Consider the following 26,522-nt stretch of genomic DNA (forward strand, 5'->3'; position numbering starts at 1 on the left):
ACGTCAGGTTTTTTATTTCTAGTTTTTTTTTTCTTTCATACACTAAGAATAGTATGAAAAAAGAAGGTGATTAAGATGAAATTACATAAAGCTCTTCAGCCAAGTTTTATAAAACGAATGTACTATATGAGGTTTATCGGGAAATTTACAAACGCGGAGAGAGAGAAGAATGGAGAGAATTTTTTTGTACAATGTCTATCGCCAATACCATCTAATTTACAAGAGCAATTTACAAATGAACATTATATATTTGAAGGGTTATGTAGCAATAAAAAGAATGAAAAGATTTTTTCAGAATTAAAGAAGAAGAAATTAGAAAAGCAATTGGTTATGTTTCGTCTTTATTATGAAAGAGGAAATGTATACGTGGAGTTAATATGTACAGAAGAACCTAGAGAAATAGCAACTGGCTATAAAATGATTCCAGCACCTAAAGTTGCAGATAATAAAAAAAGAGAGTCTTTAGAACGAAAGCTTTGTAATGGTTATTTATCATTTCTTATGCCGAAATATCCAAAAGACTTTGAGTCTCCTGAATTACTGTGGCATGATGGAAGGTTATATGGAAATATATTATTAAAGTCATCAATTAGTTCCATCGCGTATTTTGAACAAAATCGAGAATGTAAATATATAGACTTAAGTGACTGGATGAAGCATGTAGAAATTGCGGTAGAAGAGCAATTGTATTTCGTAAGTGATCAAGTGTATGAGCAATTAAAAAAACGAATAACGGAAGAAGGGAAGCTAGTTGAAGTAGAGGATATAAAAGTACACAAGGAAGTATGGGAATGGGATGAGCGTGAATCATCCTTTTTACAGTATGTACAAAGTACGGTGCGTAATAAAGGGATGTATTTGGACGAAACAGATATTTATAATTTTCATATAAGTGTAAAAACAAATATGTTAACGATTCTTGGTGGTATACCGGGAGTTGGAAAATCACGCTTTGTGCAAGCTTATGCAGAGGCACTTGGATTACAGTATGGAGAAGAATTGGTTTGGATTCCGATTTCTCCATCGTATCAAGAACCACATGATTTACTTGGATATCTTCACCCAAATGGTACTTTTATTGAAAGTGAAACAAAGTTAGTTAGAGCGTTAATGAAGGCAAAAGAAAATCAAAATCAATTGTATATAATCGTTTTTGATGAAATGAACATGTCACATATTGAGCATTGGTTTACTCCATTTCTATCTGTTCTTCAACTTGAAAAGGAAAATCGTATTTTGAATTTGTATGAGGGTGCGCAGAAATTAGAAAACCAAATTCCATCAACAATTGAAATTGGAGAAAATATTATCTTTGTAGGTACTGTGAATTTTGATGAAACAACGAAAGAACTCTCTGATCGATTATTAGACCGAACCAATTTAATTACGTTACAAAAAATTCCGTTTTGTGAGATGTGCATGGTACAAGAGAAAGGTGTATTACAACCACCTCTGAAAGTAACAGCGGGAGAATTTCGGATAAATTGGATCAGAAAGAAATCTATGATTGAAGTGTTTTCTGAAGAAGAGTTGGAGCTATTAGATAAGTTGCATGTTGTATTGTCATCACATGATGCGTCAAAGGGAATTTCTTTTCGATGTGCAAATGCAATTGCTATGTATTTGCAAAATATACCATTTCAAAATAATCATTCTTATATGATTAGCAGAGAAGAAGGTTTTGATTTACAAATAAAGCAACGTGTACTGACGAAATTAAGAGGTACTGAAATGATGGTTGGGTCATTACTTTCTGAAGAAGTAAAAAGGGGAGCGACTTTAGTACCTCTTTTGCAATCGCCACTTGCAAACAGAGTCTCTACATTTGAACACTCTTTAGCATATATAAGAGAAAAACGTAGAGAACTGGAGTTGTATGGATATGCGAAATGAAGAGCGGTATGAAACAGAAATCGTTGATACGAATGAAACGCTCCCTTTTGTATTAAAGTTAATCATAGGAACAGAGGCAAAAGGGGAGTATATTTTATTAAATCGTCTTTGCACATCTACTACAGCATTAGTTCAATGTATTTACAAAGTACAAGAATTGAAACCGATAAGATTGCATTACCATTACGAAAGTCCAATGAATATTACTTTCATATGGAATAAAGTGTATGAGGGCCAGAAAAATATAAAAGAGTCACAATACGAAATAAATGAAAAAAAACAAAAGTTACTAATTTATGAACATGGAAAAACGGAATTCTTTTATCCATGGCGATGTGGTTTATATCATTTTGAAGTTCGTATAGAAGACACAACGTATTATGGTGCTTTTCAAATCGTTCCAAAAAATTTTTTTGATGACCAATTTGAAATGATTCAAAACTATGTAAAGTCAATTTTAAATGAGTTGATTTTAGATAGAGGTTATTATAAAAAGACTTTCTCTGCCCTTAGTGATATTGAGGATTCTTCTTATTTAGTGTTACTTAGAAAGTTGCCGCAAAAAATGAAAAAGATAAAACAAGTTTTTAAAAAGATTGAATCAAGTTCAAAATTTATACATGAATATAAATGGGAAGTGAAGGAACGGAAGGCAACGAGAAAAGGAACAATAATGGCGGAAAGAAAGTCCTATACGAAATATTATAATCGTAAGTTTATTGAACAAAAAAATAGTAGAGAAAATGCATTTCTTAAATTTAAAGCGATGCAATTTTATCATTATTTACTTGAAGCCGAAAGTTTTTTACGTCAAACAATTGAAATATTAGAAAGAGAAAAAAAGAAAAAATTAGAAGAGTTTCAAGCTGTAAAAACGATTATGCAAACAATTGAGCGTAATGGATCTGTGACTGATAGAGAGAAGCAAAAATATAAAAATATACATTTACTAAAAGAAGCCGATTTACGTAAAAGCTCTGTGAAAATACAAGAATATAAAATATTAGCTCATATTGTACGTGAAAGTGTACAATACTTTAAAACTTTAATATATTCCCCCTTTTGGAGAGAAGTTTCTGAAACAGGTAATATGAACTCATACGATTTACCAATTCCACATCAACAATTACTACAGCATTTAAACTTACTTCCACAATATACAGATCAATCTCCATCTTTATTATTTGTATATAAACCAACGTTTTTAGTGTATGAATATTACGCTTTTTTTATCGTTATTTCCATGCTAGAGCAAATTGGTTTTAAAGCTAGAAATCCCATTCGTGAACAAATACAAGAGCATTTTTATGTAGATGGGTTACAAGATGGGACGACAGTAGTTTTACATCAAGATGATATGAAGGTCCATGTTGCATTTAATGACTTAATTGAAACACACCCCCTTATTGCATTAAGTAAAGGGAGTAACTTTTATAATGGCGAGGATACAAAAAAACCAGATATTCGCTTAGACTGTTATGTAAAGGAAGAAGGGAAATACGTATATAAATCTTCTATTATTATTGAAGTGAAGTATAGCCCAATGTACAATATTTTTCAGCACGTTGGAAATACGAAAGCGACTGAGCAAATGTATAAATACTGGTCTATAAAGTATGTAGAAGAACAGAATGGAAAGCGTGTTTTTCATCGACGGGCAATTTATGAAGTTATTTGTGTATATCCAGGAAGTCATATGCATAGTAAAAAAATTGAATCTGGGTGCGGTGTCTTTTTGCAATTATATCCATATAAGACGAAACAAGGAGAAGAGAAATTAGCAGGAAAACATGGGATGGTACAAATCTTTGAGAAGTGGTTAAAAAATAATAAGAAGTAAAAGAAATCCTTTTTCATAAAGGATTTTTTTAGATTAAGAAGAATTATATGCTGTATGGAAGTAGGTAGGATGTAATTTAAAAAGTGATACACATAGGTTATTAGAATAACTGTACATGTGAGGTAAAAGACGACGAAGTTGGAATTTAATTCATTTTGCAGAATATAATAAGTCATAAATATTTTTAGTTGCATACGAAGATTTGTTCTTATATGATAGATAGTGAAAGCGTTATCAAAACAGAGCGACGATGGGAAAGGCGGGGAAATATGTTCCAGCGTGTTCAAACAAAGGAAGAACATTTTTGGTTCGAGCAACTATGGGGAGATTTTTGTGAAGAAAGAAACTTAATGTTCGTAGAACGTAATTTAAATCCAACACGATTTTTATTAATAGAAGATGAGCATCATATAGGTACAGTGGAGTGTATTAAGTATACGGTACCCGAACAATCAAATTCTGAGTTTTTCTATCCGTTTTCTAAAAATGATTTAGTGAAAGATTTAAAAAATGTGTATGAAATAGGCAAGCTAAGTATTGCGAAAACGTCTCGTGGGAGAGGGCATTTCAAAAGGCTAACAGCTATTTTATTTGTGCATGCGTTAGAAACGAAAGCGGAATGGTATATTGCAGCAGTTACAAAAAGAATGTATATGTATCTACTAACACTCGGTTTTCCTATAGAGCCGATAGACAATCCATTTCAGTTTCATGATACTTTACAAGGTGTACCAGTGCGAATTCATGCTCGAAAAGGAGTTACGCATTTGTATTCTTTAAAAGAATTTCGCGATGTGATTCAAGGGAATGCTCATGCACAGGCATTAATCGCGGAATACAGTAAGAATATTATGTTAACAAAATAATTAGAAGTGAATATATATAATATAGAGAATGATATATTAATATGGCAGTATCCTTCATGAAAAAATGACCCTTATTGTTTTAATAAGGGTCTAAAAATCATAATCCAAATATACTAAAAATCATTTTGCGGCGCTTCGGTTTCTTTTCTCTTTCATATGTTGGTTTTGAATCAGGAGTAATATATATGGGCTCTTCTTTTTTGAGGGAAGCTTCTAGCTTTTGGATTCGTTCTAACATTTCCTCCATTTCACGACGGTGTTGCAAAAGTTGGTACGTAACGACATCATTTGCCTTATCTTGCATTTGCTCCTCCATTCGATCTAGCCTTCTAGTAATTGTGTGTAATTGAGTAGCTAATTGTTCAAAATCATTTGATGATGTGTTTTGAACAATTGTGTTTACTTGAGTTTTTAATTCTTCAACATCATTTGATGATGTTTTTTGAGTAGGTTGAGAGTTTTGCGAATGCTCAATTTGAGAACGATGGTATTCTAACATTTGATCTACATCATCTTGTTTGAAAATAAAGTGACCATATTTATTTTTTTCTATCGTAAGATTTAATTGTTGTGCAATCCGGACAACAGCCTTGGGGCTAACACCTAACTTCTTTGCGATAAATGGTGTTTTATATTCCAAAATAATCCCTCCTATATATATCCTGTTGAATGATTTCGATCTATGAAGTAAGTTCCCTTCCGGTATGACAAAAGAAGTGTGGAATCGGCAAAGAAAGTGTTTTTTCACGAAATTAAGTTGTGAAGAATATATCGTTTATATAAAAATGATTCATCGTAAGATTTAAAATAATTTGATTTGACGAGGGGAAATGAATTAGATTATCATAATGATAAATATCTTTTTTATGTATGCATATAATATATAAAAAGGTGGTTGCTAATGTAGAATTTTGTTAGAGTATTAGAATGCTTACTTCACTTGAATAAAATTAAGTAGGAGGTGGCTTCCTTGCTTACAATGTAAGTAAGGAAAAGTATTTGGACATATATAGTATAAGTATAGTGATTGTTTTAATTGCCTTAACGGCATTTTTCGTTGCAGCAGAATTTGCAATTGTTAAAGTGAGGAGTTCACGAATTGACAATTTAATTGCAGAGGGAAATAATCGTGCAACTTCTGTCAAAACAGTCATTACAAACTTAGACGAATATTTATCGGCTTGCCAGTTAGGAATAACAGTTACAGCTCTTGGAATTGGGTGGTTTGGTAAACCTGCGCTAAAGCAAATGTTCGACACGCTTTTTGCAAATTGGAACATATCTACTCAGCTCGCAGATATTTTTGCTGTAATTTTAGTATTTTTGTTAATTACTTTTTTACATGTTGTAATAGGGGAATTGGCCCCAAAAACAGTTGCAATTCAAAAATCTGAACAAGTGAGTTTGCTTGTTTCTAAGCCGTTAATTTTCTTTTATCGTATTGCATTCCCATTCATTTGGCTATTAAATGGTTCAGCTCGAATCATTACGAAGCTGCTAGGGCTGAAACCGCCGAAAGGGCATGATGAGGTTCATTCGGAAGAAGAATTACGGTTATTAGTTTCAGAAAGTTATAAAAATGGTGAGATTAATCAATCTGAATATAAATATGTAAATAAAATTTTTGAATTTGATGATCGGATTGCAAAAGAAATAATGGTACCTCGAACTGAAATGAATATTATAAGTAAAGAAATGCCCGCTGAAGAAGCTTTGCAAAAAATGTCTCGTGAAAAATATACAAGGTATCCAGTTGTTGATGGCGACAAAGACCACGTAATAGGTTTTGTAAATTTTAAAGATATTTTTAATGAGTTTGTACAGCATAAAGCTGTTAATAAAAAGACAGTAGAGCAATATGTTAGACCAATTATTTTAGTTATTGATTCTATTCCAATTCATGATTTGTTTTTAAAAATGCAAAAAGAAAGAACACATATTGCTATATTGATAGATGAATATGGTGGTACATCTGGGCTTGTTACTGTTGAAGATATTTTAGAGGAAATTGTAGGAGATATTCAGGATGAGTTTGATACGGATGAACAGCCAGAAATTCAACAAGTTAGTGAAACAAAGACGATACTAGAGGGAAAAGTACTCGTTAGTGAAGTGAATACGTTATTTGGTCTAGAGATTGATGATGATGGTGTTGATACAATTGGTGGTTGGATATTAACGAAGAATATAGAGATTGCTGAAGAGGATTCCATTGAAATTGGAAATTATAAGTTTTGTGTGAAAGAATTAGACGGGCGCTATATTAAAAGGTTAGAAGTTACAAAAACAGTAGAATCGATTGTCGTTTTAGAAGATGAAAAACAAATTTCTTTACAAGAGCAAATTAGCTCGTAAACTCTGCTATATAGCAGAGTTTTTTTGAGCATAATGTTTTTGGAGGAATACGGGCTATGATACAATTACATAAGTCAGACCTTTCACTAGGTGAAGTATTATTTTATACATATATTTGGAAGGGGAAGAAAGATGAAAAAGCATTTATATATAAATGGAGATTGGAAGTCAGTAAACACGTATAAACCATTATATGCACCATACTCTGAAGAAACGTTAGCGGAAATTGCACAAGGAACGGAAGAAGATGTTCAAGAGGCTGTTACTTCTGCAAAAAATGCAATGAAAAAAATGAATACATTAACTGCATACGATCGGGCAACTATTTTAGAGAAGGTTGCGCAAATAATGGATGAAAGAAGAGAAGAGTTTGCAGAAATTATTGCAAAAGAGGCTGCAAAACCAATACGTGCTGCAAGGGGAGAAGTAGATCGTACTGTTCTAACATATAAATTTGCAGCAGAAGAAGCGAAGCGTATATATGGTGAAACATTGCCACTTGACGCAGCACCTGGTGCAGAGGGGCGAATTGCCTATACGATTCGCAAACCAATTGGGGTTATAGGAGCTATTACGCCATTTAACTTTCCGTTAAATTTAGTAGCGCATAAAGTGGGCCCTGCAATTGCTGCCGGAAACACAGTAGTGTTAAAACCAGCTGATCAAACGCCATTATCTTCTTACGCATTAGTTGAATTATTTGAAGAGGCAGGGTTGCCAAAGGGAGCTTTGAATATCATTTCTGGTCCTGGTGCAACTGTTGGCGAGGCAATTGTTAAAAATGATGATGTTGCGTCCATTACTTTTACCGGAAGTCCGAAAGTCGGAATCGGAATAAAGGAAAAGGCTGGATTAAAACGAGTTACGTTGGAATTAGGATCCAATGCTGCCGTTATTATTGATGAAGATGTAGAGTTAACTGATGAGATAATGGAACGCGTGAAATGGGGCGCATTTGTAAATAATGGACAAGTTTGTATTTCGGTACAACGTGTGTTTGTACACGAAAAGAGAATGGATGAATTTCTTTCGAAGCTAAAGAAAGCGATGGAAACAGTTGTTGTTGGTGATCCAATGAATGAGGAAACGGATGTATCAGCTTTAATTTCGAAAAAAGATGTAGAGCGAATTGACATGTGGGTGCAAGAAGCAATTAAGGAAGGAGCAACTGTTTTATACGGTGGTAAGAAGCGTGATGAAAGAATTTTCGAACCAACTGTATTAACAAATGTTCCAGAGCATGTATCTGTACAGTGCCAAGAAGTATTTGGTCCAGTTATGACAGTAAATACATTTAAAGAATTTGATGAGGCGATAGAGAAAGTAAATCATTCACGTTACGGTTTACAAGCAGGCGTATTTACAAATAACTTATTTAAAGCGATGCGTGCAATTGATGAGTTAGAGGTTGGTGGGGTTATGATTAATGATATTCCAACGTTTAGAGTAGATCATATGCCTTACGGTGGTGTGAAAGAAAGTGGCACGGGTCGTGAAGGAATTAAATATGCAATTGAAGAAATGACAGAAATGAAATTAGTGTGTATTAAAAAATAAAGCAAAAGGTACACTTGTTTAATTAAGTGTACCTTTTATTTCACTTCATTTCTTGTTTGAAAATAGCATCTTCTACATAAATTTGTTCTTTATCTACAGCTGTGCTATGAGATAATACTAAACCAATTGGTGTTTCTGTATCTTTATTTTGAACAATTGTAAAAGGAATATTTTTTTCGTTTGCTAATTTAATGTATTTTGATAAATGTGGGTAAGCAATGCCACCGTTTAGGAGGATTTGTAATGATTGAGAAGAGCGTATGCTACTTGCTACTTCAGTATATACATTACTTTGCATTACTTGACCGATAGTTAAAGCGATTTCTACGCGCTCACGTAATGTAGTTAAATACATATTACGTTCTTCTGGTTTGTTTTGCTTTTGGCCATAAATGCCTTCTTGGAGATAGTCTTCCACATTTTTATTTACCATATTTTTCACACCTTTCACTTCCTATTGTACGCAAGAATTAAAAATGATGCAAAAAAAGTCGTTTTGGATACGGAAATAATTAAAAAAATGAGAAGGAAAAAGAGAGATTTGAATATAAATAATTAAATAAGAAAGAAAAAAATAATTTTATCAACAGAAATTAACAAAATGTGACAATAATCTATTAACGAAACATATTTTTTGTGTTAATATTCAAAATATAAAGGGTATTCGTCGTATGGAAATGGAGTGAATGGAGGTTTTTCCAATCGATAAGGATATTAAAGAAGTATTTTGTTCACACTTGAAAAACAACAGGCACCAATTCGTAGAGAACTGGAAAAACAAAATGATAATTTCCGAAAAAGATCCATTTAAACTAGAAGTAGTTCAAAATGGAGAGGATTTATTAGAGTTAATAATCGAACTTACTATGGAAGATAAAGATATAAATTATCTTCAACCATTATGCGAGAAAATCGCAATTGAACGAGCAGGAGCAGATGCGAATATTGGAGACTTTGTTTATAATGCAAATGTGGGAAGAAATGAACTTTTTGAAGCGATGTGTGAATTAGATGTTAGCGCTCGTGAATTGAAACCAATTATGGCCAAAATACATACTTGTTTTGACAAATTAATTTATTATACCGTTTTAAAATACTCGGAAATTATATCGAGGAATTTAGAGGAAAAACAGCAATATATTAATGAAACACATAAAGAAAGGCTGACGATTTTAGGCCAAATGTCAGCTAGTTTTGTACATGAATTTCGTAATCCGCTTACTTCAATTATGGGATTTGTCAAATTATTAAAGGCAGACCATCCGAGTTTATCGTATTTAGATATCATTTCGCATGAATTAGATCAATTAAATTTTCGAATCTCGCAATTTTTACTCGTTTCGAAAAAAGAAATGTGGAATGAATCGGAACGTTTTTGGCTTAATGACTTGTTCCAAGATATTATACAGTTCTTATATCCGAGTTTGGTTAATGCAAATGTTTCGATTGAAAAGAATTTGCCGTATCCAATACCACTTGTTGGTTATCGGAGTGAAGTGAGGCAAGTATTTTTAAATATTTTAATGAACTCAATTGACGCTATGGAAGCAATGAAAGAAGAGCGGAAAATTATCATTGATGTTTTTGAAGAAGAGCAAGCTATTCGAATTGTGATAAAAAATAATGGACCGATGATTCCAGCTGAAAATGTAGAAACGATTTTTGAACCATTTGTAACTACTAAAAAATTAGGAACTGGTATTGGGTTATTTGTATGTAAACAAATTGTAGAAAAACATAACGGGTCCATTATGTGTCGTTCAGATAGCGATTGGACAGAATTTCAAATTGCATTTCAAAAGTAAACAGTCTACACCAAATAAATGGTGTAGACTGTTTTAATTTGTAAGTATAACGGCTTCTAATTTAGGGTCTTTAGTTGAATAACCTACTATTGAAATGGTATAAATTATATTCGGTTCAACATCGAATTTAGGTAAAGTTAACAGGATTTTTTTATTATCTGCGAGTGAAACTTCAATATCTGCTGTACCAGGGCTAACTTGTAAAAAATCTGTTATTTGTTTAAAGAGCACATTTTCAAATAAATGATCTCCACCTTTTAAATCTACGTTAACAACAGGGGTATCTGGAGAAAAGTGCATAAATCGAATTTTGGATTGCCCAGATGGTATATGTGTATTATCAAGTATAGGTTGTAATTGTAGGTGATTATCACTATTTATTGCGGCAAGTGTATACGTATGATTTCCCATTATCGGTACTAAAGCTGAAAAAATTGGAGTTTCGTTCCCGACAGGGACGATATCAATGCGATATTTACCTTGTACTAATGATAAATAGGGGCTAAATTGCTTAAATGAAATGTTTTTGATTACCTTTTGTCCATTTACTAAAATGTCAACCGCAGGCGTGTTTGGAGCAGAATGAAAAATTCTTATATGTGACGGTAAAGCGGCTTCTTGTGAATCTCTTTTTTCATATGCCTGTACAAGTTTTGTAAGTGCATCGTAATACTTCATATATAGTTCTACATATTTTTTGGGATTGCTATATTGATAGTAACGGGCGAGCTGATCGTAATGTACAGCTTCTTGTCCATATTTTTCGATTTCAGATTGAGACATGCACATTCCTCCTTTGTCATCATTAAAACTATATGCGAAGTGAGAAAGAGGTTATGCGAAAAACTTGTATTTCTGAATGGGAAAAGTAAAAGATTAAAAACATATTTTGGGAGAAGTATGTCTGAGTATTATTGGCTAGTAAAGTGGTACTAAAAGAGTTGTATATGGAGTTAGTTAAGTTGAATAGAAGCTTATATTTACTAGGAGTAATAAAAATATAAAAAGACTAAATTATAAGGGCATTTCAATCAACGTATCGAATACATGTATAAAAAATTTTTAGTAAAGGGATTTTTTAATTTATAGGCAAACACACATACAAAGGGATAATTGTCCTACATAATTTATAAAGGAAAGGTAGTTTAACTTCGGTGGAAGGAGTGGCACCTTGGGATGGGGATATCCCGATTATGATTGTGAATGAAGTTATGAAGGAATTTGTGTGAAAAATCGTTATATGACTGTTGAATTCGTAAAACGTATGGTTTTTTGATTTATTTTAGCGAGTCCCAGTAATATTGATAAAAGAGCGTCGTGCCGAACTGATTAATGTGGTTAATCGGTTCTTTTTTTATGTATAAACTGAAAATATTAAATGTGGAAAATTAGTTTCTATAAAAAGATTGTTATCATTGCGGCGAGATAATTGTCGAAATTTTTTTGGAAATATGCAATTTAAAGTAGGATAATAGGAAGGAGTTTAAAGGGAGTTCCGTCGAAGTTTACACAATGTCGGCATTTGAGGGAAGCTGGCATTATGTTAGGAAAACATTTAGTAATACGTTACTTTTATATAAGGGAGGGTTATTTGAGCATATAGATAAGGATTGGTCTTCGTTTTAAGTTCTGAATTTTCTGTTTTCAAAACATTTATTAGCACTCATTTGTATATTTTATAATAGTATTTTGATAAATTCACTGCTTGTGCAGAGGATTCTTTTTTATGAAAGAAACGTCAATTTTCTTCATATACATATACAAATTGAAGAAATGGGGGAGCGCTATGCGCGATTACTTAATTAAACCACTTGTTGGTCAGCCGTATCCAATGATTTCACATGGAAAAGGTGTATATTTGTATGACCAGAACGGAAATAAATATTTTGATGGTTCGTCAGGAGCAATTACGGCAGGTATTGGACATGGCGTAAAGGAGATTGCAGATGTTATTAAAAAGCAAGCAGAGGAGATTGCTTTCGTATATAGATCACAGTTTACGAGTGAACCAGCTGAAAAACTAGCGAAGAAGTTAAGTGATTTAAGTGTAGGAGATTTGAACTGGAGCTTTTTCGTAAATAGTGGTACGGAAGCAAATGAAACAGCTATGAAAATTGCAATTCAGCATTTTCAGGAGCGCGGTATTCAAGGGAAACATAAAATTTTGTCACGCTGGATGAGCTATCACGGTATTACGATGGGAGCCTTATCAATGTCTGGGCATCCGCTGCGCAGACAACGTTTCGTATCTATTTTGGAAGATTATCCAACTATTCCAGCCCCATATTGTTTCAGGTGCCCTGTACAAAAGGTATATCCAACTTGTCAGCTTGCTTGTGCAACTGAACTAGAAAGATCAATTGAAAGAATTGGTGCGGAGCATATTGCAGCTTTTATTGCTGAACCGATTATCGGAGCAGCTGGCGGTGCGGTTGTACCACCGAAAGAATATTATAAAGTGATTAAAGATATTTGTAGTCATTACGATATTTTATTCATTGCGGATGAAGTAATGACTGGGCTTGGTCGTACTGGTGCATGGTTTGCGATGGAGCATTGGGGTGTAGAACCGGATATTATGACGCTTGGTAAGGGATTAGGAGCGGGATATACACCAATGGCTGCGACGATTGTTAGTGACCGAGTTATGGAGCCGATTTTACGTGGGTCACGTTCTGTTATGAGTGGTCATACGCTAAGTGCAAATCCATTATCTGCAGCAACGGCTCTAGCTGTTATTGAATACATGGAGAAACATAATCTACCTGAAAAAACAGCGGAAAAGGGAGAATATTTAATTAAGGGACTACAGAAAGTTCAGCAACAATCGACAATTATTGCGGATGTGCGTGGAAAAGGGTTGCTGATCGGAATAGAATTGCAACCGTTTACAAAAGCTTCGGAGCTTATTTCGGTTGCAGCTAAAAATGGTCTTCTTTTATACCAAGCTGTTTCAGGGCAAGCAGGAAAAGAAGATAGCGCACTGCTTGTGGCACCGCCAATGACAACTACATATTCCGAGTTAGATGAATTACTTTCAATTTTTGCAAAAAGTGTAGAAGAGATGATGCAAAAAGGAGGGCATAGTATCGTATGACAACAATTACAAATACATTCAATAAATTAAAAGAGATAGAGGAAGTAATTTCTTTGTTCCATGATGATATGACATTAATGTTTGGGGGATTTGGGGGGATTGGATCCCCTCCAACTTTAATACAGGCTATTTTAGAAAAGGGAGTTACAAATTTAAATTTAATAGGAAATGACACGGGCTTTCCTGATGTAGGAATCGGTCGTCTTGTTACAAATGAACGAGTTAAGTCTTTAGTTACTTCCCATATTGGTTCAAATCCAAATGCAGGAAGACAGTTAAATGAAGGACGATTACAAATTGAGTTTTCCCCGCAAGGAACATTAGCAGAGCGTATTCGCGCTGGAGGCGTAGGGCTTGGTGGTGTTTTAGTTGATGTTGGTGTTGATACGATTGTAGAAGATGGAAAACGAACAGTCGAAATGAATGGCAAGACATACTTAGTTGAAACTGCATTAACTGCTGAAGTTGCGATTGTTTATGCGAAAAAAGCTGATCCGTTTGGTAATCTTGTATTCGACAAAAGTGCGCGGAATATGAATCCTCATGTTGCTATGGCTGGGGACATAACGATTGTAGAAGCAGAAGAAATTGTTCCACTTGGAAGTTTAGATCCTGAGGAAATTGTCGTTCCAGGTGTTTTCGTAAATTATATCGTACCGTCGGAAGGAGTGAATTGGAAATGGGTATGGGCGTAGAAGTGAGAGATAAGATTGCTAGGCGTGCGGCGAAAGAAATACAAAATGGCATGATTGTAAATTTAGGTATTGGCATTCCATCGCTTGTACCGAATCATTTGCCTGACGATATAAATGTAATGTTTCATGCAGAAAATGGAATCGTCGGTATCGGGCCAACGCCAAGTAAAGGGAATGAAGACGAGAATTTATGTAATGCAGCAGGTTTACCGACTTCTCTTATTACAGGAGCGAGTTATTTTGATAGCTGCACTGCGTTTGGGATGATTCGAAAAGGTTTACTAGATATAACGATTCTTGGTTCATTACAAGTGAGTGAGAATGGAGATTTAGCAAACTGGATTGTACCAGGGAAACGTGTGCCCGGTATTGGGGGAGCGATGGATTTAGCACAAAAAGCGAAGCGTGTCGTTGTTGTGATGAATCATGTTGATAAATACGGAAATGCAAAAATTGTTTCAGAGTGTACATTGCCATTAACGTCAAAGAAATGTGTAGATTTAATTATTACAGATATGGCGGTTATGGAAGTGACTTCGAGTGGACTCATTTTACAAGAATTAATGAGCCCGTATACAGTAGAAGATATAAAGCAACATACGGAAGCTGAGTTTCAAATTGGCTCTAACTTACTAGTTATTGAATGAGGGGAGATGTAATATATGAAGCAATTAAAAAAGCAAGTTTGTGATTATATTGAGAGTCATGAAGAGGAAAGTGTGAAATTTTTAACACGGTTAATTCAAGAAAAAAGCGTATCTGGTGATGAAAGTGGTGCGCAGGCAATTGTGATTGAAAAATTACGTGAGCTAGGTTTAGATCTTGATATTTGGGAACCATCTTTTTCTAAAATGAAAGATCATCCTTATTTTGTATCACCACGTACAAGTTTTTCAGACAGCCCGAACATTGTGGCAACTTTAAAAGGAAGCGGCGATGGAAAATCTATGATATTAAATGGGCATATTGATGTAGTACCAGAAGGCGATGTGAATCAATGGGACCATCACCCATATAGTGGTGAGAAAATAGGGAATCGTATATATGGCCGCGGAACGACGGATATGAAAGGCGGCAATGTCGCACTTATGCTTGCGATGGAAGCGATTATTGAATCTGGTGTTGAATTAAAAGGAGATATTTATTTTCAAAGTGTCATAGAAGAAGAAAGTGGCGGGGCAGGGACATTAGCGACTATATTACGAGGATATAAGGCAGATGGTGTCATTATTCCAGAACCGACTAATATGAAGTTTTTCCCGAAGCAACAAGGGTCAATGTGGTTCCGTCTACATGTAAAAGGGAAAGCTGCACACGGTGGTACACGTTATGAAGGAGTAAGTGCAATTGAAAAAAGCATGTTTGTTATAGATCATTTGAGAAAATTAGAAGAGAAGAGAAATGGTCGAATTACTGATCCGTTATTTAAAGGAATTCCGATTCCAATTCCAATTAATATTGGAAAAATTGAAGGTGGTAGCTGGCCAAGTTCTGTTCCTGATTCGTTAATTTTAGAAGGAAGATATGGTATTGCGCCGAATGAGACTATTGAGGCAGCAAAAGAAGAGTTTGAGAGTTGGATCGCTGAATTACATGATGTGGACAATTGGTTTGTTGAAAATCCAGTAGAAGTAGAATGGTTTGGAGCGAGATGGGTTCCTGGTGAACTAGAAGAAAACCATGAGTTAATTACAACACTTCAGCATAACTTTGTTGAAATTGAAGGGAAGGAACCAATGATTGAAGCATCTCCGTGGGGGACTGATGGAGGTTTATTTACACAAATCTCAGGTGTACCAACGATAGTATTTGGTCCGGGAGAGACGAAAGTAGCACACTATCCAAACGAATATATAGAAATTGATAAAATGATAGCTGCCGCAAAAATTATTGCATGTACATTACTAGATTGGTGTGAGGTGAAAAAATGAAATACTATGAATCTTTTAGAGAGCAGACAAATTGCCATACAGTAGAAGGAGTTTTAGATTATTTTAATAAACGTATTCGAATAGATCACTATACAGGAAATGTTGAAAGTATTATACAGACAATTGACGGACTAGCAGAGAAACATTCTTTCACTAAATGTATTATTAAAGGAAAGGGAGAGCATGTTTCAACATGGCTCTCTTTCGGTTTCTTATTGGAAGCGACGATACCTCATTATTTTCAAGGACACGATGCATACTTCTTTGTGAAATATATTAATGATGAAAGACGAAATAGTATTCATTGGTCTGAGGAAGATACTATTTTAAGTGGTGTAAAAGCAAAAGAAGTGAAAGAAAAAGTAGTCCCGGAGAAATTTCTGTTAAGAAAAGCGACTGAAGAAGATGCAGAAGAATTAGCAACTGTCTTTGGAAAAGTATTTGAAGTGTATCCGACACCTTTAAATGAAGCGAGTTATGTATTACAGACGATGAAAGAAGACGATACAATTTACTACGTATATGAATTTGAGGGGAAAATCATTAGTACAGCGTCTGCAGAAATGAACGTAAAGGAAGGCAATGCAGAATTAACGAATTGTGCTACTTTACCTGAATATCGTAAACATGGGTTTATGAAAAGTTTGCTCATTAAGTTAGAAGAAGAGCTTCAAGAAAAATCTATTTTCTGTTCCTATACAATTGCTCGATCGCTATCTTTCGGTATGAATGCTGCCTTTCATCAGTTAGGCTATACATATACAGGAAGACTGGCGAACAATTGCTACATTTTCGATAAGTTGGAAGATATGAATATATGGGTAAAAGATTTATCTAGCTATTCGAAAGCATGAAGGCTCCCGCCTCAAAATTCGGCTGTAAAGTAAAAAAGTTAGGTGGGAATCGGGCTGCTCGTAAAAGCCCGACTAATTAAAGTTTTACTTTATCTAATCAAAAATAAATTTCATCAAAATATTAGAACGGAATCGTCATGCTTATAATCGCACATAGGTATGCCGGAAATTCGGCATAGTATTTGCTGAATTTTCGGCAAAAGGGGGGATGACATTGCTAGCAGTTTCGACACAAGAAGTCATTGAAGCGATTTTGGGCAGTATTGATGAGGCTATACACGCAGTAGATGAAAATGGTATTACAATTTTTTACAATACAGTTGCTGCGAAACACGATGGATCCAAAATTGAAAAAGTGTTAGGAAAGCATTTGTTAGAGGCGTTCCCATCTTTAACTAGGGAAACGAGTACATTGATGAAAGTTTTAGATACAAAAAAACCAATTGTACATCAAGTGCAACATTATCAAAATTTAAATGGAGAAGATGTTTGTACCGTAAATACGACGTTACCTATTTTTATAGATGGGAATATTGCTGGTGCTGTTGAAATTGCGAAAGACTACTCTACAATTCAAAAGCTAACTGATACCATTGTCGATTTACAGTCGAAAATAAAGCGATCGTCTAGAAAAAAAGTGATTAAAAAGCATGCTGCATTTGAGACGATAGTGACAAATGATTCTCGCTTTAAACAGACGAAAGAGTTAGCGCAAAAAGTAGCGCCAACAGATGCAAACGTTTTAATATATGGTGAAACGGGAACAGGAAAAGAACTGTTCGTGCAAGCAATTCATGAAGCTTCTAAAAGAAAAAACAAGCCATTTATTGCACAAAACTGTGCAGCTTTACCAGAATCACTATTAGAAAGCTTACTGTTTGGAACGACAAAAGGTAGCTATACAGGGGCGATTGAACGGGCAGGCTTATTTGAACTTGTAGATGGAGGAACATTATTTTTAGATGAACTGAATTCAATGCCGCTCGATTTACAAGCGAAAATGCTACGTGTATTAGAGGATGGAGTCATTAGACGAATCGGTGATAATAAGACGAGGAAAGTAGATGTTCGCGTGATTACCGCGATGAATCAGCCGCCAGAAGTATGTTTACGAGAAAATAAAATTCGCACTGATTTATATTATAGATTAAATGTGTTTTCATTATATATCCCGCCACTACGTGAAAGAACTGAGGATGTATTACTATTAGCTTCTTATTTCTTGAAAGAATATAATAAAAGCTATAAAAAAGGTGTACTTCAAATTGATAAGGAAGCGAAAGAAAGACTACAAGCTTATCAATGGCCTGGAAATGTTCGTGAGTTAAAACATACAATTGAACATGCTGTCATTATTGCGGAAGGAAATGCATTAACCGCAAATTGTTTACCTCGTATATTTAAGAAAGAGAAACTTCCAAAGAAGAAAAGTATATTACCGCTTCGGGAAGCTCTTCATCAAACAGAAAAGGAATTAATAGACCAAGCGTTGATTGAAACGGAAGGAAATATTTTGCAAGCAGCAAAAATGTTAGGTATTCCGCGTCAAACGCTTCAATATAAACTGAGCAAGTACGACAAAACCGCCGAATAATCGGCGGTTTTTGTGTGTTTGCACCAATAAAAGAACGTTTACATATATAAAAGGTAATGAATATGATAGTTAATATTCTGTTATTACTGCACTTGAAAATATTTTTTCTCCTATATAATAGGGTATTTCGCACATTTACTTATCAAGAATATGAAGTTGGCATAACAATTGCTTATATAAAGGATGAGCGTATAAAAAGGGGGAATAGCAATGTTACATGATGTATACAAACCAAATCGTCACTGGAAGGATATCGAATTATGGAAAGATGTTACTGAAGAGCAATGGAATGATTGGGTTTGGCAATTAACGAATACGATCAAAACGTTAGATGACTTAAGGAAAGTGATTAACTTAACACCTGAAGAAGAAGAGGGCGTTAAAATTTCAACGAAAACGATCCCGTTAAATATTACACCGTATTATGCTTGGCTAATGAATCCTGATGACCCACGCTGTCCGATTCGGATGCAATCTGTACCGATCTCGGAAGAGTTATATAAAACGAAATATGATTTAGAAGATCCACTTCATGAAGATGAAGATTCACCAGTTCCAGGGCTAACACATCGTTATCCTGACCGCGTATTATTCTTAGTAACGAATCAATGTTCTATGTATTGTCGTTACTGTACACGCCGTCGTTTTAGTGGACAAATTGGAATGGGTGTACCGAAGAAACAATTAGACGATGCGATTGCTTATATTAGTGAAACACCACAAGTACGTGACGTTTTAATCTCTGGTGGTGACGGTCTTCTAATTAATGATAAAATTTTAGAATACGTATTAAAAAATTTACGAGAGATTCCGCATGTTGAAATTATTCGTATCGGAACGAGAGCACCAGTAGTATTCCCGCAACGTATTACAGAAAACTTATGTAACATTATTAAAAAGTATCATCCAGTATGGTTAAATACACATTTCAACACTTCTATTGAAATTACAGAGGAATCGAAAAAAGCATGTGAAATGCTAGCGAACGCGGGTGTTCCAATTGGGAACCAAGCGGTAATTTTAGCAGGTATTAACGATAGCGTTCCAATTATGAAAAAGCTAATGCATGACTTAGTAAAAATCCGTGTACGTCCATATTATATTTACCAATGTGACTTATCTGAAGGTATTGGACATTTCCGTGCACCAGTTTCTAAAGGTCTTGAAATTATTGAAGGCTTACGTGGACATACTTCTGGCTATGCAGTACCGACATTCGTTGTGGATGCACCGGGCGGAGGCGGAAAAATTGCGCTTCAGCCAAACTATTTAATTTCACAAAGTGCGGATAAAGTTGTACTTCGTAACTTTGAAGGGGTTATTACGACGTATCCAGAACCAGAGAGCTACATTCCAGGAAGAGCTGAAGGTTACTTTAAAGAAATTTATCCGAACTATGAAGAAAAACGTTCAGATGTTGGTATTGCAGGTCTTATGAGCGATAAGAAATTTAACCTTGTTCCAGATGATTTACAGCGTATGAACCGTCGTAAAGACTATGAAGATAATGATACGCATGCATCTTTAAAAGATAAACGTGATAAGCGAGACCAATTAAAAGATAAAAAATATCAATCGCAAATGGCTAAATTAGAAGAAAACGACAAAAAAACTGAGGGTGATGCAGTATGAATTGTATGTGGTGTGACAGTACAGAAGCGAAAGAAAGCTTGAATACTGTGTATTGGGAACTACCAGATGGTACGAAAGCCATTGAAATCCAAAAGACACCATGTATTTCTTGTTCCTCATGTGGAATGGACTATCAAGCAGACCATACTGTAAAAGAAATTGAAGATCAGTTGTTTTTAATTTATACGAAAGATTTGCCAAAACAACTAACATATGAAGAGTTAATGGGAAGACCAAGACTATTAAAAAGAAATTATTTCGACTTTTAACCAGCTTTTATGCTGGTTTTTTTCTTTTTTGCCTTGTATAATGTACCCAAGTTAGAAAGGCAGGGAATATTTTTGAAAAAGACATTTTACCATTATATGATGAAGCATCGCGCAGCTTTATTTAGAAATGAAATTTCAGATTTAGCAGAGGCAATGTATGATGATTTAAGTTTTCCCAAGCAATCTGAAGACTATGATGAAATTAGTTCATACTTAGAGTTAAGTGGAATGCTAGAAAGTATGTCTATATTTGATGAAGCGTGGGATTTATACATACAAGAAGGATAAAAACGATTTGAAAACATACAGAATACATTACTTTTTGAAAGTGAAGTATTCTGTATGTTTTTTTATATGAAATGTCTTGATTTAAAGCTAGTCTATTTACTAGCTTTCTTGCGTTTCACATAAATTTTATGTAGTGATATTTTTTTATCGAAAAAATTTATGAATATAAGCTTCTGTGATAAGCGTTTTTAAGTAGGTTGCATATACTGTTATCAAAATCACGACGTCAAAAAAAGGAGAGATAGAGATGGCAAGAAAAAAACAACCTAAATACAACGTAGGGGACATAGTCGTGATTACGCTATATGGAACCGTTGGTAAAATCACAAATATGAAAGTTTTAGATGGGGTTTATGTATACGAAGTCAATAATCACGATGGATTTTATGTAGAACAAACATTGCAGCACGTTACTGAGCAAGAAATGAAAAAGGGCGATACGGAGTGGATTGAATTAAATTATAATTTCACCTTTGGTGATCTCGTGCAAGTGACTGGATATGATAAAGATGTTTTCCGTATTGTTGGTTTTCGTACAGAGGTATGGAGATACAAAAATGACGCATGGGAAGATACGATATATGAGTTATCACGAATTACGGATGGTGAATGGTTAGAAGCGGATGAATCAGATTTAACTTTACTTGCCAATGCTCAAACGGCAAATGCAATTTTGAAGAAAATGAAACAAGATAAAGCCGGCATGAATAAATTGGATTTAGGAAAATTAAAGTCAATTAACAACTCGAAAAAAGTGAGTGTTAAGACAAATCGTCAAGAAATCATAGATGGGTTACTTGATATTTATAACGATTATCAATTGTTATTTGATACATTTAAAGATGAAGAATATAAAATTGTTATGGATGTTGTTCATAATTATTTAGTTAAATTGACAGAGAAAAAATAGTTAACTAGACAGAGAGAATAAATTGAACAACAACATATGCAGTATAAGGTATGCCTACAATTATTAAAAAAATAAAAAGCCATTTAATAAGAGAGTCTGCCCATTGATCTTCATGCATGAACTCTTCTTTTGTTTGTTCTACTTCGTATTGGTATTCCATTATTATTTCCCCCTTTTGGATAGCTTGTACTACCATCGTATGCACCTCGTCCAAATGATATGACCTATAAAAAAGAAAAACTATTTTTCTAATCTCATATACATAATTTTGAGATTTTTTCATAAAACAGAAATAAAGGAGTGATGCTCATGAAGGAAATTGAAGTCGTAATTGATACGGAAGAGATTGCGGAGTTTTTTTATGAGCAACTAATTGAAAGGGGATACGTCCCAAAGCGAGAGGAAATTGAAGATCTCGCAGATATTACATTCGAGTATTTATTAGAGAAATGCATGATTGACGAAGTTTTTGATGAAGAGGAAGATTGAAAGTAACGGCGGGCTAAACTCGTCGTTTTTTACTCTTTACAAACTTGTCACAAATGTGCTTATAAATTATTGGTATAATTAAGAGAAAATTTTACTAAAGAGGTGAAGGGATGTTCAAAAAAATTATTGATTCTTTATTAGGAAAGAAAAAAAATCGTTCGTATTCGAGTAGTGATTATCGTCATAGAGGGCGCTCTTATTCAAGTAGTGACTATAAGCGACGTTCTTCTGGTTATGGACACCAACATTATAAAAGAAAACGTAAAAGCCGTAGCTTCTTTTCAAGTAGCTGATGAAATGGCATCGTGTACTAGCTTTATTTGATAGACCACTGCGAAAAAATACAATTGTAGCAGAACGTTATAAAATTGAATCAGTAATTGGAATGGGCAGTTATGGGGTTACATATGTCGTTAATGATTTACAAATAAATAGATATAAAGTCTTAAAACAGTTAAGACAAAGTAAACAAAGATATGAGTCTGGTAGAAAATCATTTGAGCAAGAGAAAATGATTTTACAAACATTGAATCATCAAGCAATTCCTAGTCTCTATGATCAGTTCTTATGGGAGAAAAAAAGTTTTTTTGTGATGGAATATATGCCTGGTGAAAATTTTGAAGATTATATTTTCTCAGATGGGCGTGTATATAAAGAACGTGAAGTTTTTGAAATTTTATATGAAATATTAGGAATTGTTTCAGTTTTTCATAGTAAAGGTATTATTCACCGAGATTTACGTATTCCGAACATATTAATGAAAGAAAATCAAATTAGTATTATTGATTTTGGATTAGCTAAATATAAAGGTGAGGGTGATGAGCGAGCTACAACGTATGAAGGTGAACAAGCTTTGATGCGAGAAGTTCACTTTCGTAGCGATTTTTATGCGCTTGGCCATTTCTCGTTATTTTTATTATATGCAGGATATGAATCTATTGAAAAACATGAAAAGCCATGGTATGAAGAGTTAACTTTGAAAAATGATAATCGTGAAATATTGATGCGAATGTTACAAATAAAAACACCGTACTATGAGAATGTACAAGATTTAAAAAAAGATATAGCTTTTGCTTTAGAAAGGATGGAGACTCCATGTTTCAAAAGTTTTTAGCGAGTGTTGGCATTGGTAGTGCAAAAGTAGATACTGTTCTTGAAAAAGAGGAGTATGTAGTTGGAGAAACGATAGTAGGGAAGGTTCGTATAACTGGGGGATCAGTTAGCCAACAAATTGAAAGCATTTACTTAACGTTATCTACATCATATGTAAGAGAAGTGGATGATAAAAAAGTAACAGCAACGTTTGACTTAGAGAGAGTTCGTTTAACAGATCCATTTTCTGTAGAGCCAAATGAAAAGAAAGAAATTCCATTTTCATTTAAGATGCCAATTGAAGCACCACTAACACTTGGAATGAAAACGGTTTGGGTTCATACAGGCCTTGATATTAAAAATAGTATTGATCCAAGTGACCGTGATTACATTCAAGTGTTGCCAAATGCACTATTGAACAGTGTATTAGAGAGTGTAAATCAATTAGGTTTTAAAGCGCGTCATATAGAATGCGAAGAATTACCATATCGATTACGTAAGCAAGTACCATTCGCACAAGAGTTTGAGTTTATTCCTGTTTCAGGACAGTATTATGGGAAATTAGATGAATTAGAATTATTAATCTTGCCAAGTTCCCACGATCGGTTAGAAATCATTATGGAAGTAGATAGAAAATCACGTGGATTGGCAGGTTTATTTGCAGAAGCACTTGATCTGGATGAGAAGGTTATTCGCTTTACAGTAACGAATGAAGATATCCCAACGATGCAGCAAAAAATTAACAATTATATTTTTTAATAAACTATGCATAAAAAAGAAATGGAGAGGAAAACTAAAACAACCGCTCCATTTTTTTGCATAGTGAGGTTATGTATGTGAAACGATATCGACATTTATACTTGTTAAGCTTTACTCTACTCATTTGTTTTGTCGCACTATCACTTTCGTATCATACCGCTTGTATTGAGAAATTTGACAATATAGTCGCACACTTTATTCAAAGTTTTCGAAACGATTATTTGACAACCTATTTTACTTGGGTGTCCTTTATCGGTTCCAAAAGAATATATTTTCCGTTACTCATTATTCTTGTAATGTATTTTCTCGTTAGAAAAAAGTTGCTTAGTGCATTACTTCTAACAATTAATTACTACGGATCTCGTTATTTAAACAGTATGCTTAAACTATGGTATGAACGGGCAAGACCTGATGTAACGCAGCTTGTTACTGCAACTGGATATAGTTTTCCGAGCGGTCATACGATGAATGCTACTGCTTTTTTAGGATTTATTGCATACGTCACAATTACTGAAGAGCGTATTTCATTGCATAAAAAACTGTTGATTATTCTTATAGCAAGCTTTGTTGTATTATCTATTTCAGTTAGCCGAATATATCTTGGCGTGCATTTTCCATCTGACATATTAGCAGGATGGGCAGCTGGCGGTAGCTGGCTCGTTTTATGTGTTATATTTCATAAAGCGTTTATAAAAAAAGAACCTATGTCATAATAGGTTCTTTTTCCATTGGTTCAACATGAATGTGGGCATGGTAAATTCCGAATTTTTTTCGAAGCATGGCTTCGATGTTGTCAGTAATACAGTGACTTTCTCCAACATCCATACGAGCGTCTACCTCGATTGTAATATCAACGTACGTTTGATTCCCGTACATACGCGCTCGAATATCTACAATGTTTTCCACACCAGAAATATGCTCAATAGCATCAGCATATTCTTCCATTTTATTAGGATCAATGCCATCTGTTAGCATATGAGAAGCTTCTACGAAAATTTCCCATGCAGTTTTACAAATAATAAGTCCGACAATTAGAGCGGCAATAGGATCTAAAATAGGCATTTGGAACTGTGAGCCGACAATGCCTACAACTGTACCAATACTTACGAGCGCATCTGATAAATTATCCTTTGCGGCAGCTTCTAATGATTTACTCTTTGTTCGAATTGCAATCTTTTTCGTATACCTAAATACACAGTACATAACGACAGCAGAAAATAAAGCTACCCATGCAGCAAGTACATTGGGCGCAGCTTGTTTCGGATTTAAAAATGATTGAATGGCACTAATAACAACTTCTAATCCGACCGTTGCCATAATGAAAGAAGCAACAAGCGAAGCTATTTGTTCTGCACGCGAATGCCCATATGGATGATCTGGATCTCGAGGTTTACGAGAAATTTTTAAACCGATTAATATTGCTAAAGAGGCACCAATATCCGTTAAGTTATTCAAACCGTCAGCACGTAATGCGCTAGAGAGGGTAATATAACTGATGATAATTTTCATAGAGGATAAAAATATGTAGGCCATAATGCTGACAATAGCACCTTTATCAGCTTCTTTATGAGAAAGAGTATCCATTTTAATCACGCACCTTTCTTTAAAGGAATTTCTTTCTATACATAGAGTATCAAATGAAACTCGTGTGGGTCTATACAAACATTGTTGACACTTTATAGCTTTTTAAGTAGGGGGTAACAAAGTTTCGTTAAGGAAAAATATGTTGAAAAGTACAAAGTGAGGGTATGAATATAATTGGGAATCATTCACAATGAAAGGGATAAGATGGTAGGTGGATGTAGAAACGAATACTTTTCTTACTATGTATTTTTCTAATAATGAGCGGATGTAATTCATCAAATGATGAAATTGTGAAGAAGTATTATATTTCTAAATGATCAATATCTACATGTAAAGGATACGGTGGATTAAATGAAAGATATGTAATGAACATAGAAAACAAACAAATAATCAATGGGATTCATAATTTTTGGATTGAAATGAAAAAACAAAAGGAAAGTGGCGAAATACGACAATACGATATATTAATTACATATGAAAGTGGTGATACGAACGTATACATCTATACTTAGGGGATGAGGGGGAAAGGAGTGTAATTATATACATTGGTCATGAAGAAAGAGCTACGACAATAATTGTGAAAAAAGATGAAAATCCTCTGAAAAATATTTTTCAGAGGATTTTCATCTTAGTATGCTTCTAAAAACTCAGTAACTTGCTCTTCAGTTTTTGCGTTAGCACTATGTAAGTGGCCTAGCTTCTCACCATTTTGGTATACAAGTAAACTTGGAATACCCATTACTTGATACTCTTCAGCGATACTTGGAAACTCATCTTTATTAATAGAATACCATTCAAACTTATTGAACTCTTCCATTACCTCTCCGATAAAGTTGTCCATACGTACGCAATCCGGGCACCATGTAGTAAAGAACTTAACAACTACTGGCTCCTCACTTGCGATGATGTCTTTGAATTCTTTTTCAGACTTGATTTCTCTCATGTTTTTGACTCCTCTCAATGTTACACGGATAAGCTAGTATTTTTATGCGAAATCCGTAATTGCAAACAT

At 34.3% G+C, this 26,522-nt stretch carries 27 protein-coding genes; 21 read left to right on the forward strand and 6 right to left on the reverse strand.

Translation table 11 applies throughout. The features are described 5' to 3' along the window. Positions 1 to 75: 75 nt before the first annotated feature. The 3 genes from JDS81_RS12695 to JDS81_RS12705 all read left to right on the forward strand — a co-directional run bounded on the left by JDS81_RS12695 (position 76) and on the right by JDS81_RS12705 (position 4,599). The gene (locus JDS81_RS12695) at positions 76 to 1,893 is read left to right on the forward strand and encodes an AAA family ATPase (RefSeq protein ID WP_097953469.1); all 1,818 of its coding nucleotides are present in this window, start codon (positions 76 to 78) and stop codon (positions 1,891 to 1,893) included. Beyond that, positions 1,883 to 3,733, forward strand: coding sequence for a hypothetical protein (locus JDS81_RS12700; RefSeq protein ID WP_097953468.1), 1,851 nt, complete (start codon positions 1,883 to 1,885; stop codon positions 3,731 to 3,733). Before JDS81_RS12695 ends, JDS81_RS12700 begins: the two co-directional genes overlap by 11 nt. A 269-nt stretch (positions 3,734 to 4,002) precedes the next feature. Then, positions 4,003 to 4,599, forward strand: coding sequence for a hypothetical protein (locus JDS81_RS12705; RefSeq protein ID WP_000487809.1), 597 nt, complete (start codon positions 4,003 to 4,005; stop codon positions 4,597 to 4,599). 97 nt (positions 4,600 to 4,696) lie between these two features. Here the strand turns inward: JDS81_RS12705 and racA are convergent, their stop codons facing one another. Then, positions 4,697 to 5,239, reverse strand: a complete 543-nt coding sequence (racA, locus tag JDS81_RS12710; RefSeq protein WP_000456001.1) for a chromosome-anchoring protein RacA — start codon at positions 5,237 to 5,239, stop codon at positions 4,697 to 4,699. 359 nt (positions 5,240 to 5,598) lie between these two features. Between racA and JDS81_RS12715 the strand changes: the two genes are divergently transcribed. Continuing rightward, positions 5,599 to 6,954 (forward strand): hemolysin family protein, encoded by a 1,356-nt coding sequence (locus tag JDS81_RS12715; protein ID WP_097953467.1) that lies wholly within the window; start codon positions 5,599 to 5,601, stop codon positions 6,952 to 6,954. Positions 6,955 to 7,086: 132 nt separating this feature from the next. Further along, positions 7,087 to 8,511 carry an aldehyde dehydrogenase family protein gene (locus tag JDS81_RS12720; protein ID WP_000716473.1) on the forward strand — a complete coding sequence of 475 codons (1,425 nt, stop codon included), beginning with the start codon at positions 7,087 to 7,089 and terminating at the stop codon, positions 8,509 to 8,511. A 40-nt stretch (positions 8,512 to 8,551) separates the two neighbouring features. On the opposite strand, the gene JDS81_RS12725 is transcribed toward JDS81_RS12720, so the two are convergent. Further along, on the reverse strand, positions 8,552 to 8,944 hold the full coding sequence (locus JDS81_RS12725; protein WP_000247576.1) for a YueI family protein: 393 nt from the start codon (positions 8,942 to 8,944) through the stop codon (positions 8,552 to 8,554). Between the two features lie 253 nt (positions 8,945 to 9,197). On the opposite strand from JDS81_RS12725, the gene JDS81_RS12730 reads away from it, so the two are divergent. Further along, positions 9,198 to 10,316: a BA2291 family sporulation histidine kinase gene (locus JDS81_RS12730; protein WP_000451750.1), complete on the forward strand. Its 1,119-nt coding sequence runs from the start codon at positions 9,198 to 9,200 to the stop codon at positions 10,314 to 10,316. A gap of 33 nt (positions 10,317 to 10,349) precedes the next feature. Here JDS81_RS12730 and JDS81_RS12735 read toward each other — a convergent pair whose 3' ends face one another. Continuing rightward, positions 10,350 to 11,099 carry a DUF4397 domain-containing protein gene (locus JDS81_RS12735; protein ID WP_097953466.1) on the reverse strand — a complete coding sequence of 250 codons (750 nt, stop codon included), beginning with the start codon at positions 11,097 to 11,099 and terminating at the stop codon, positions 10,350 to 10,352. Between the two features lie 1,003 nt (positions 11,100 to 12,102). On the opposite strand from JDS81_RS12735, the gene JDS81_RS12740 reads away from it, so the two are divergent. The 10 genes from JDS81_RS12740 to JDS81_RS12785 all read left to right on the forward strand — a co-directional run bounded on the left by JDS81_RS12740 (position 12,103) and on the right by JDS81_RS12785 (position 21,586). Beyond that, positions 12,103 to 13,413 carry an aspartate aminotransferase family protein gene (locus JDS81_RS12740; protein ID WP_001205888.1) on the forward strand — a complete coding sequence of 437 codons (1,311 nt, stop codon included), beginning with the start codon at positions 12,103 to 12,105 and terminating at the stop codon, positions 13,411 to 13,413. Beyond that, the gene (gene atoD, locus JDS81_RS12745; RefSeq protein WP_000208114.1) at positions 13,410 to 14,108 is read left to right on the forward strand and encodes an acetate CoA-transferase subunit alpha; all 699 of its coding nucleotides are present in this window, start codon (positions 13,410 to 13,412) and stop codon (positions 14,106 to 14,108) included. Before JDS81_RS12740 ends, atoD begins: the two co-directional genes overlap by 4 nt. Beyond that, positions 14,093 to 14,755 carry a CoA transferase subunit B gene (locus JDS81_RS12750; RefSeq protein WP_097953464.1) on the forward strand — a complete coding sequence of 221 codons (663 nt, stop codon included), beginning with the start codon at positions 14,093 to 14,095 and terminating at the stop codon, positions 14,753 to 14,755. Before atoD ends, JDS81_RS12750 begins: the two co-directional genes overlap by 16 nt. A gap of 15 nt (positions 14,756 to 14,770) precedes the next feature. After that, positions 14,771 to 16,039 carry a peptidase gene (locus tag JDS81_RS12755; RefSeq protein ID WP_000811521.1) on the forward strand — a complete coding sequence of 423 codons (1,269 nt, stop codon included), beginning with the start codon at positions 14,771 to 14,773 and terminating at the stop codon, positions 16,037 to 16,039. Further along, the gene (gene ablB, locus JDS81_RS12760; RefSeq protein WP_000878582.1) at positions 16,036 to 16,893 is read left to right on the forward strand and encodes a putative beta-lysine N-acetyltransferase; all 858 of its coding nucleotides are present in this window, start codon (positions 16,036 to 16,038) and stop codon (positions 16,891 to 16,893) included. The genes JDS81_RS12755 and ablB overlap by 4 nt, the downstream gene beginning before the upstream one ends. Before the next feature lie 208 nt (positions 16,894 to 17,101). Beyond that, the gene (rocR, locus tag JDS81_RS12765; RefSeq protein ID WP_002038616.1) at positions 17,102 to 18,487 is read left to right on the forward strand and encodes an arginine utilization transcriptional regulator RocR; all 1,386 of its coding nucleotides are present in this window, start codon (positions 17,102 to 17,104) and stop codon (positions 18,485 to 18,487) included. A 210-nt stretch (positions 18,488 to 18,697) separates the two neighbouring features. Beyond that, positions 18,698 to 20,119 carry a lysine 2,3-aminomutase gene (gene kamA, locus JDS81_RS12770; RefSeq protein ID WP_000902144.1) on the forward strand — a complete coding sequence of 474 codons (1,422 nt, stop codon included), beginning with the start codon at positions 18,698 to 18,700 and terminating at the stop codon, positions 20,117 to 20,119. Next, on the forward strand, positions 20,116 to 20,388 hold the full coding sequence (locus JDS81_RS12775; RefSeq protein WP_000995765.1) for a YokU family protein: 273 nt from the start codon (positions 20,116 to 20,118) through the stop codon (positions 20,386 to 20,388). Before kamA ends, JDS81_RS12775 begins: the two co-directional genes overlap by 4 nt. Before the next feature lie 72 nt (positions 20,389 to 20,460). Continuing rightward, a complete protein-coding gene (locus JDS81_RS12780; RefSeq protein ID WP_000750718.1) occupies positions 20,461 to 20,676 on the forward strand; it encodes a YozE family protein in 216 nt (71 codons plus the stop codon). A 247-nt stretch (positions 20,677 to 20,923) separates the two neighbouring features. Continuing rightward, positions 20,924 to 21,586 (forward strand): hypothetical protein, encoded by a 663-nt coding sequence (locus tag JDS81_RS12785; protein WP_000101503.1) that lies wholly within the window; start codon positions 20,924 to 20,926, stop codon positions 21,584 to 21,586. A gap of 4 nt (positions 21,587 to 21,590) precedes the next feature. Here the strand turns inward: JDS81_RS12785 and JDS81_RS12790 are convergent, their stop codons facing one another. Continuing rightward, a complete protein-coding gene (locus tag JDS81_RS12790) occupies positions 21,591 to 21,746 on the reverse strand; it encodes a DUF3930 family protein (protein WP_000456536.1) in 156 nt (51 codons plus the stop codon). Between the two features lie 149 nt (positions 21,747 to 21,895). Here JDS81_RS12790 and JDS81_RS12795 point away from each other — a divergent pair, with 149 nt between their 5' ends. The 5 genes from JDS81_RS12795 (at position 21,896) to JDS81_RS12815 (ending at position 24,639) form a co-directional block, all read left to right on the forward strand. Continuing rightward, positions 21,896 to 22,075, forward strand: a complete 180-nt coding sequence (locus tag JDS81_RS12795) for a YozD family protein (RefSeq protein WP_000658452.1) — start codon at positions 21,896 to 21,898, stop codon at positions 22,073 to 22,075. A 110-nt stretch (positions 22,076 to 22,185) separates the two neighbouring features. Further along, on the forward strand, positions 22,186 to 22,368 hold the full coding sequence (locus JDS81_RS12800) for a hypothetical protein (protein WP_000473369.1): 183 nt from the start codon (positions 22,186 to 22,188) through the stop codon (positions 22,366 to 22,368). After that, the gene (locus JDS81_RS12805) at positions 22,368 to 23,189 is read left to right on the forward strand and encodes a serine/threonine protein kinase (RefSeq protein ID WP_097953463.1); all 822 of its coding nucleotides are present in this window, start codon (positions 22,368 to 22,370) and stop codon (positions 23,187 to 23,189) included. Before JDS81_RS12800 ends, JDS81_RS12805 begins: the two co-directional genes overlap by 1 nt. Next, a complete protein-coding gene (locus JDS81_RS12810) occupies positions 23,171 to 23,926 on the forward strand; it encodes a sporulation protein (protein WP_000486638.1) in 756 nt (251 codons plus the stop codon). The genes JDS81_RS12805 and JDS81_RS12810 overlap by 19 nt, the downstream gene beginning before the upstream one ends. Before the next feature lie 77 nt (positions 23,927 to 24,003). After that, positions 24,004 to 24,639: a phosphatase PAP2 family protein gene (locus JDS81_RS12815; protein WP_002093763.1), complete on the forward strand. Its 636-nt coding sequence runs from the start codon at positions 24,004 to 24,006 to the stop codon at positions 24,637 to 24,639. On the opposite strand, the gene JDS81_RS12820 is transcribed toward JDS81_RS12815, so the two are convergent. Together JDS81_RS12820 and JDS81_RS12825 are read right to left on the reverse strand one after the other, a co-directional pair. Further along, entirely contained in the window at positions 24,629 to 25,510 is an 882-nt protein-coding gene (locus JDS81_RS12820; protein ID WP_000380382.1) for a cation diffusion facilitator family transporter, read from the reverse strand. The two genes, JDS81_RS12815 and JDS81_RS12820, sit on opposite strands and share 11 nt — an antisense overlap. Before the next feature lie 628 nt (positions 25,511 to 26,138). Then, positions 26,139 to 26,453 carry a thioredoxin family protein gene (locus tag JDS81_RS12825; RefSeq protein WP_001206937.1) on the reverse strand — a complete coding sequence of 105 codons (315 nt, stop codon included), beginning with the start codon at positions 26,451 to 26,453 and terminating at the stop codon, positions 26,139 to 26,141. Between the last annotated feature and the right edge of the window lie 69 nt (positions 26,454 to 26,522).

This window comes from Bacillus cereus group sp. N31, from assembly GCF_016483245.1.
In the GTDB taxonomy this organism is placed as follows: Bacteria; Bacillota; Bacilli; order Bacillales; family Bacillaceae_G; genus Bacillus_A; species Bacillus_A toyonensis.

Bases quoted from the DNA above. Each gene is read 5' to 3' on its own strand.
- JDS81_RS12695 (WP_097953469.1), top strand. From the start codon at position 76: ATGAAATTACATAAAGCTCTTCAGCCAAGTTTTATAAAACGAATGTAC.
- JDS81_RS12700 (WP_097953468.1), top strand. From the start codon at position 1,883: ATGCGAAATGAAGAGCGGTATGAAACAGAAATCGTTGATACGAATGAA.
- JDS81_RS12705 (WP_000487809.1), top strand. From the start codon at position 4,003: ATGTTCCAGCGTGTTCAAACAAAGGAAGAACATTTTTGGTTCGAGCAA.
- JDS81_RS12720 (WP_000716473.1), top strand. From the start codon at position 7,087: ATGAAAAAGCATTTATATATAAATGGAGATTGGAAGTCAGTAAACACG.
- JDS81_RS12725 (WP_000247576.1), bottom strand. From the start codon at position 8,944: ATGGTAAATAAAAATGTGGAAGACTATCTCCAAGAAGGCATTTATGGC.
- JDS81_RS12730 (WP_000451750.1), top strand. From the start codon at position 9,198: ATGGAGGTTTTTCCAATCGATAAGGATATTAAAGAAGTATTTTGTTCA.
- JDS81_RS12735 (WP_097953466.1), bottom strand. From the start codon at position 11,099: ATGTCTCAATCTGAAATCGAAAAATATGGACAAGAAGCTGTACATTAC.
- JDS81_RS12740 (WP_001205888.1), top strand. From the start codon at position 12,103: ATGCGCGATTACTTAATTAAACCACTTGTTGGTCAGCCGTATCCAATG.
- atoD (WP_000208114.1), top strand. From the start codon at position 13,410: ATGACAACAATTACAAATACATTCAATAAATTAAAAGAGATAGAGGAA.
- JDS81_RS12750 (WP_097953464.1), top strand. From the start codon at position 14,093: ATGGGTATGGGCGTAGAAGTGAGAGATAAGATTGCTAGGCGTGCGGCG.
- JDS81_RS12755 (WP_000811521.1), top strand. From the start codon at position 14,771: ATGAAGCAATTAAAAAAGCAAGTTTGTGATTATATTGAGAGTCATGAA.
- ablB (WP_000878582.1), top strand. From the start codon at position 16,036: ATGAAATACTATGAATCTTTTAGAGAGCAGACAAATTGCCATACAGTA.
- rocR (WP_002038616.1), top strand. From the start codon at position 17,102: ATGACATTGCTAGCAGTTTCGACACAAGAAGTCATTGAAGCGATTTTG.
- kamA (WP_000902144.1), top strand. From the start codon at position 18,698: ATGTTACATGATGTATACAAACCAAATCGTCACTGGAAGGATATCGAA.
- JDS81_RS12775 (WP_000995765.1), top strand. From the start codon at position 20,116: ATGAATTGTATGTGGTGTGACAGTACAGAAGCGAAAGAAAGCTTGAAT.
- JDS81_RS12785 (WP_000101503.1), top strand. From the start codon at position 20,924: ATGGCAAGAAAAAAACAACCTAAATACAACGTAGGGGACATAGTCGTG.
- JDS81_RS12790 (WP_000456536.1), bottom strand. From the start codon at position 21,746: ATGGAATACCAATACGAAGTAGAACAAACAAAAGAAGAGTTCATGCAT.
- JDS81_RS12795 (WP_000658452.1), top strand. From the start codon at position 21,896: ATGAAGGAAATTGAAGTCGTAATTGATACGGAAGAGATTGCGGAGTTT.
- JDS81_RS12800 (WP_000473369.1), top strand. From the start codon at position 22,186: ATGTTCAAAAAAATTATTGATTCTTTATTAGGAAAGAAAAAAAATCGT.
- JDS81_RS12805 (WP_097953463.1), top strand. From the start codon at position 22,368: ATGAAATGGCATCGTGTACTAGCTTTATTTGATAGACCACTGCGAAAA.
- JDS81_RS12810 (WP_000486638.1), top strand. From the start codon at position 23,171: ATGTTTCAAAAGTTTTTAGCGAGTGTTGGCATTGGTAGTGCAAAAGTA.
- JDS81_RS12820 (WP_000380382.1), bottom strand. From the start codon at position 25,510: ATGGATACTCTTTCTCATAAAGAAGCTGATAAAGGTGCTATTGTCAGC.
- JDS81_RS12825 (WP_001206937.1), bottom strand. From the start codon at position 26,453: ATGAGAGAAATCAAGTCTGAAAAAGAATTCAAAGACATCATCGCAAGT.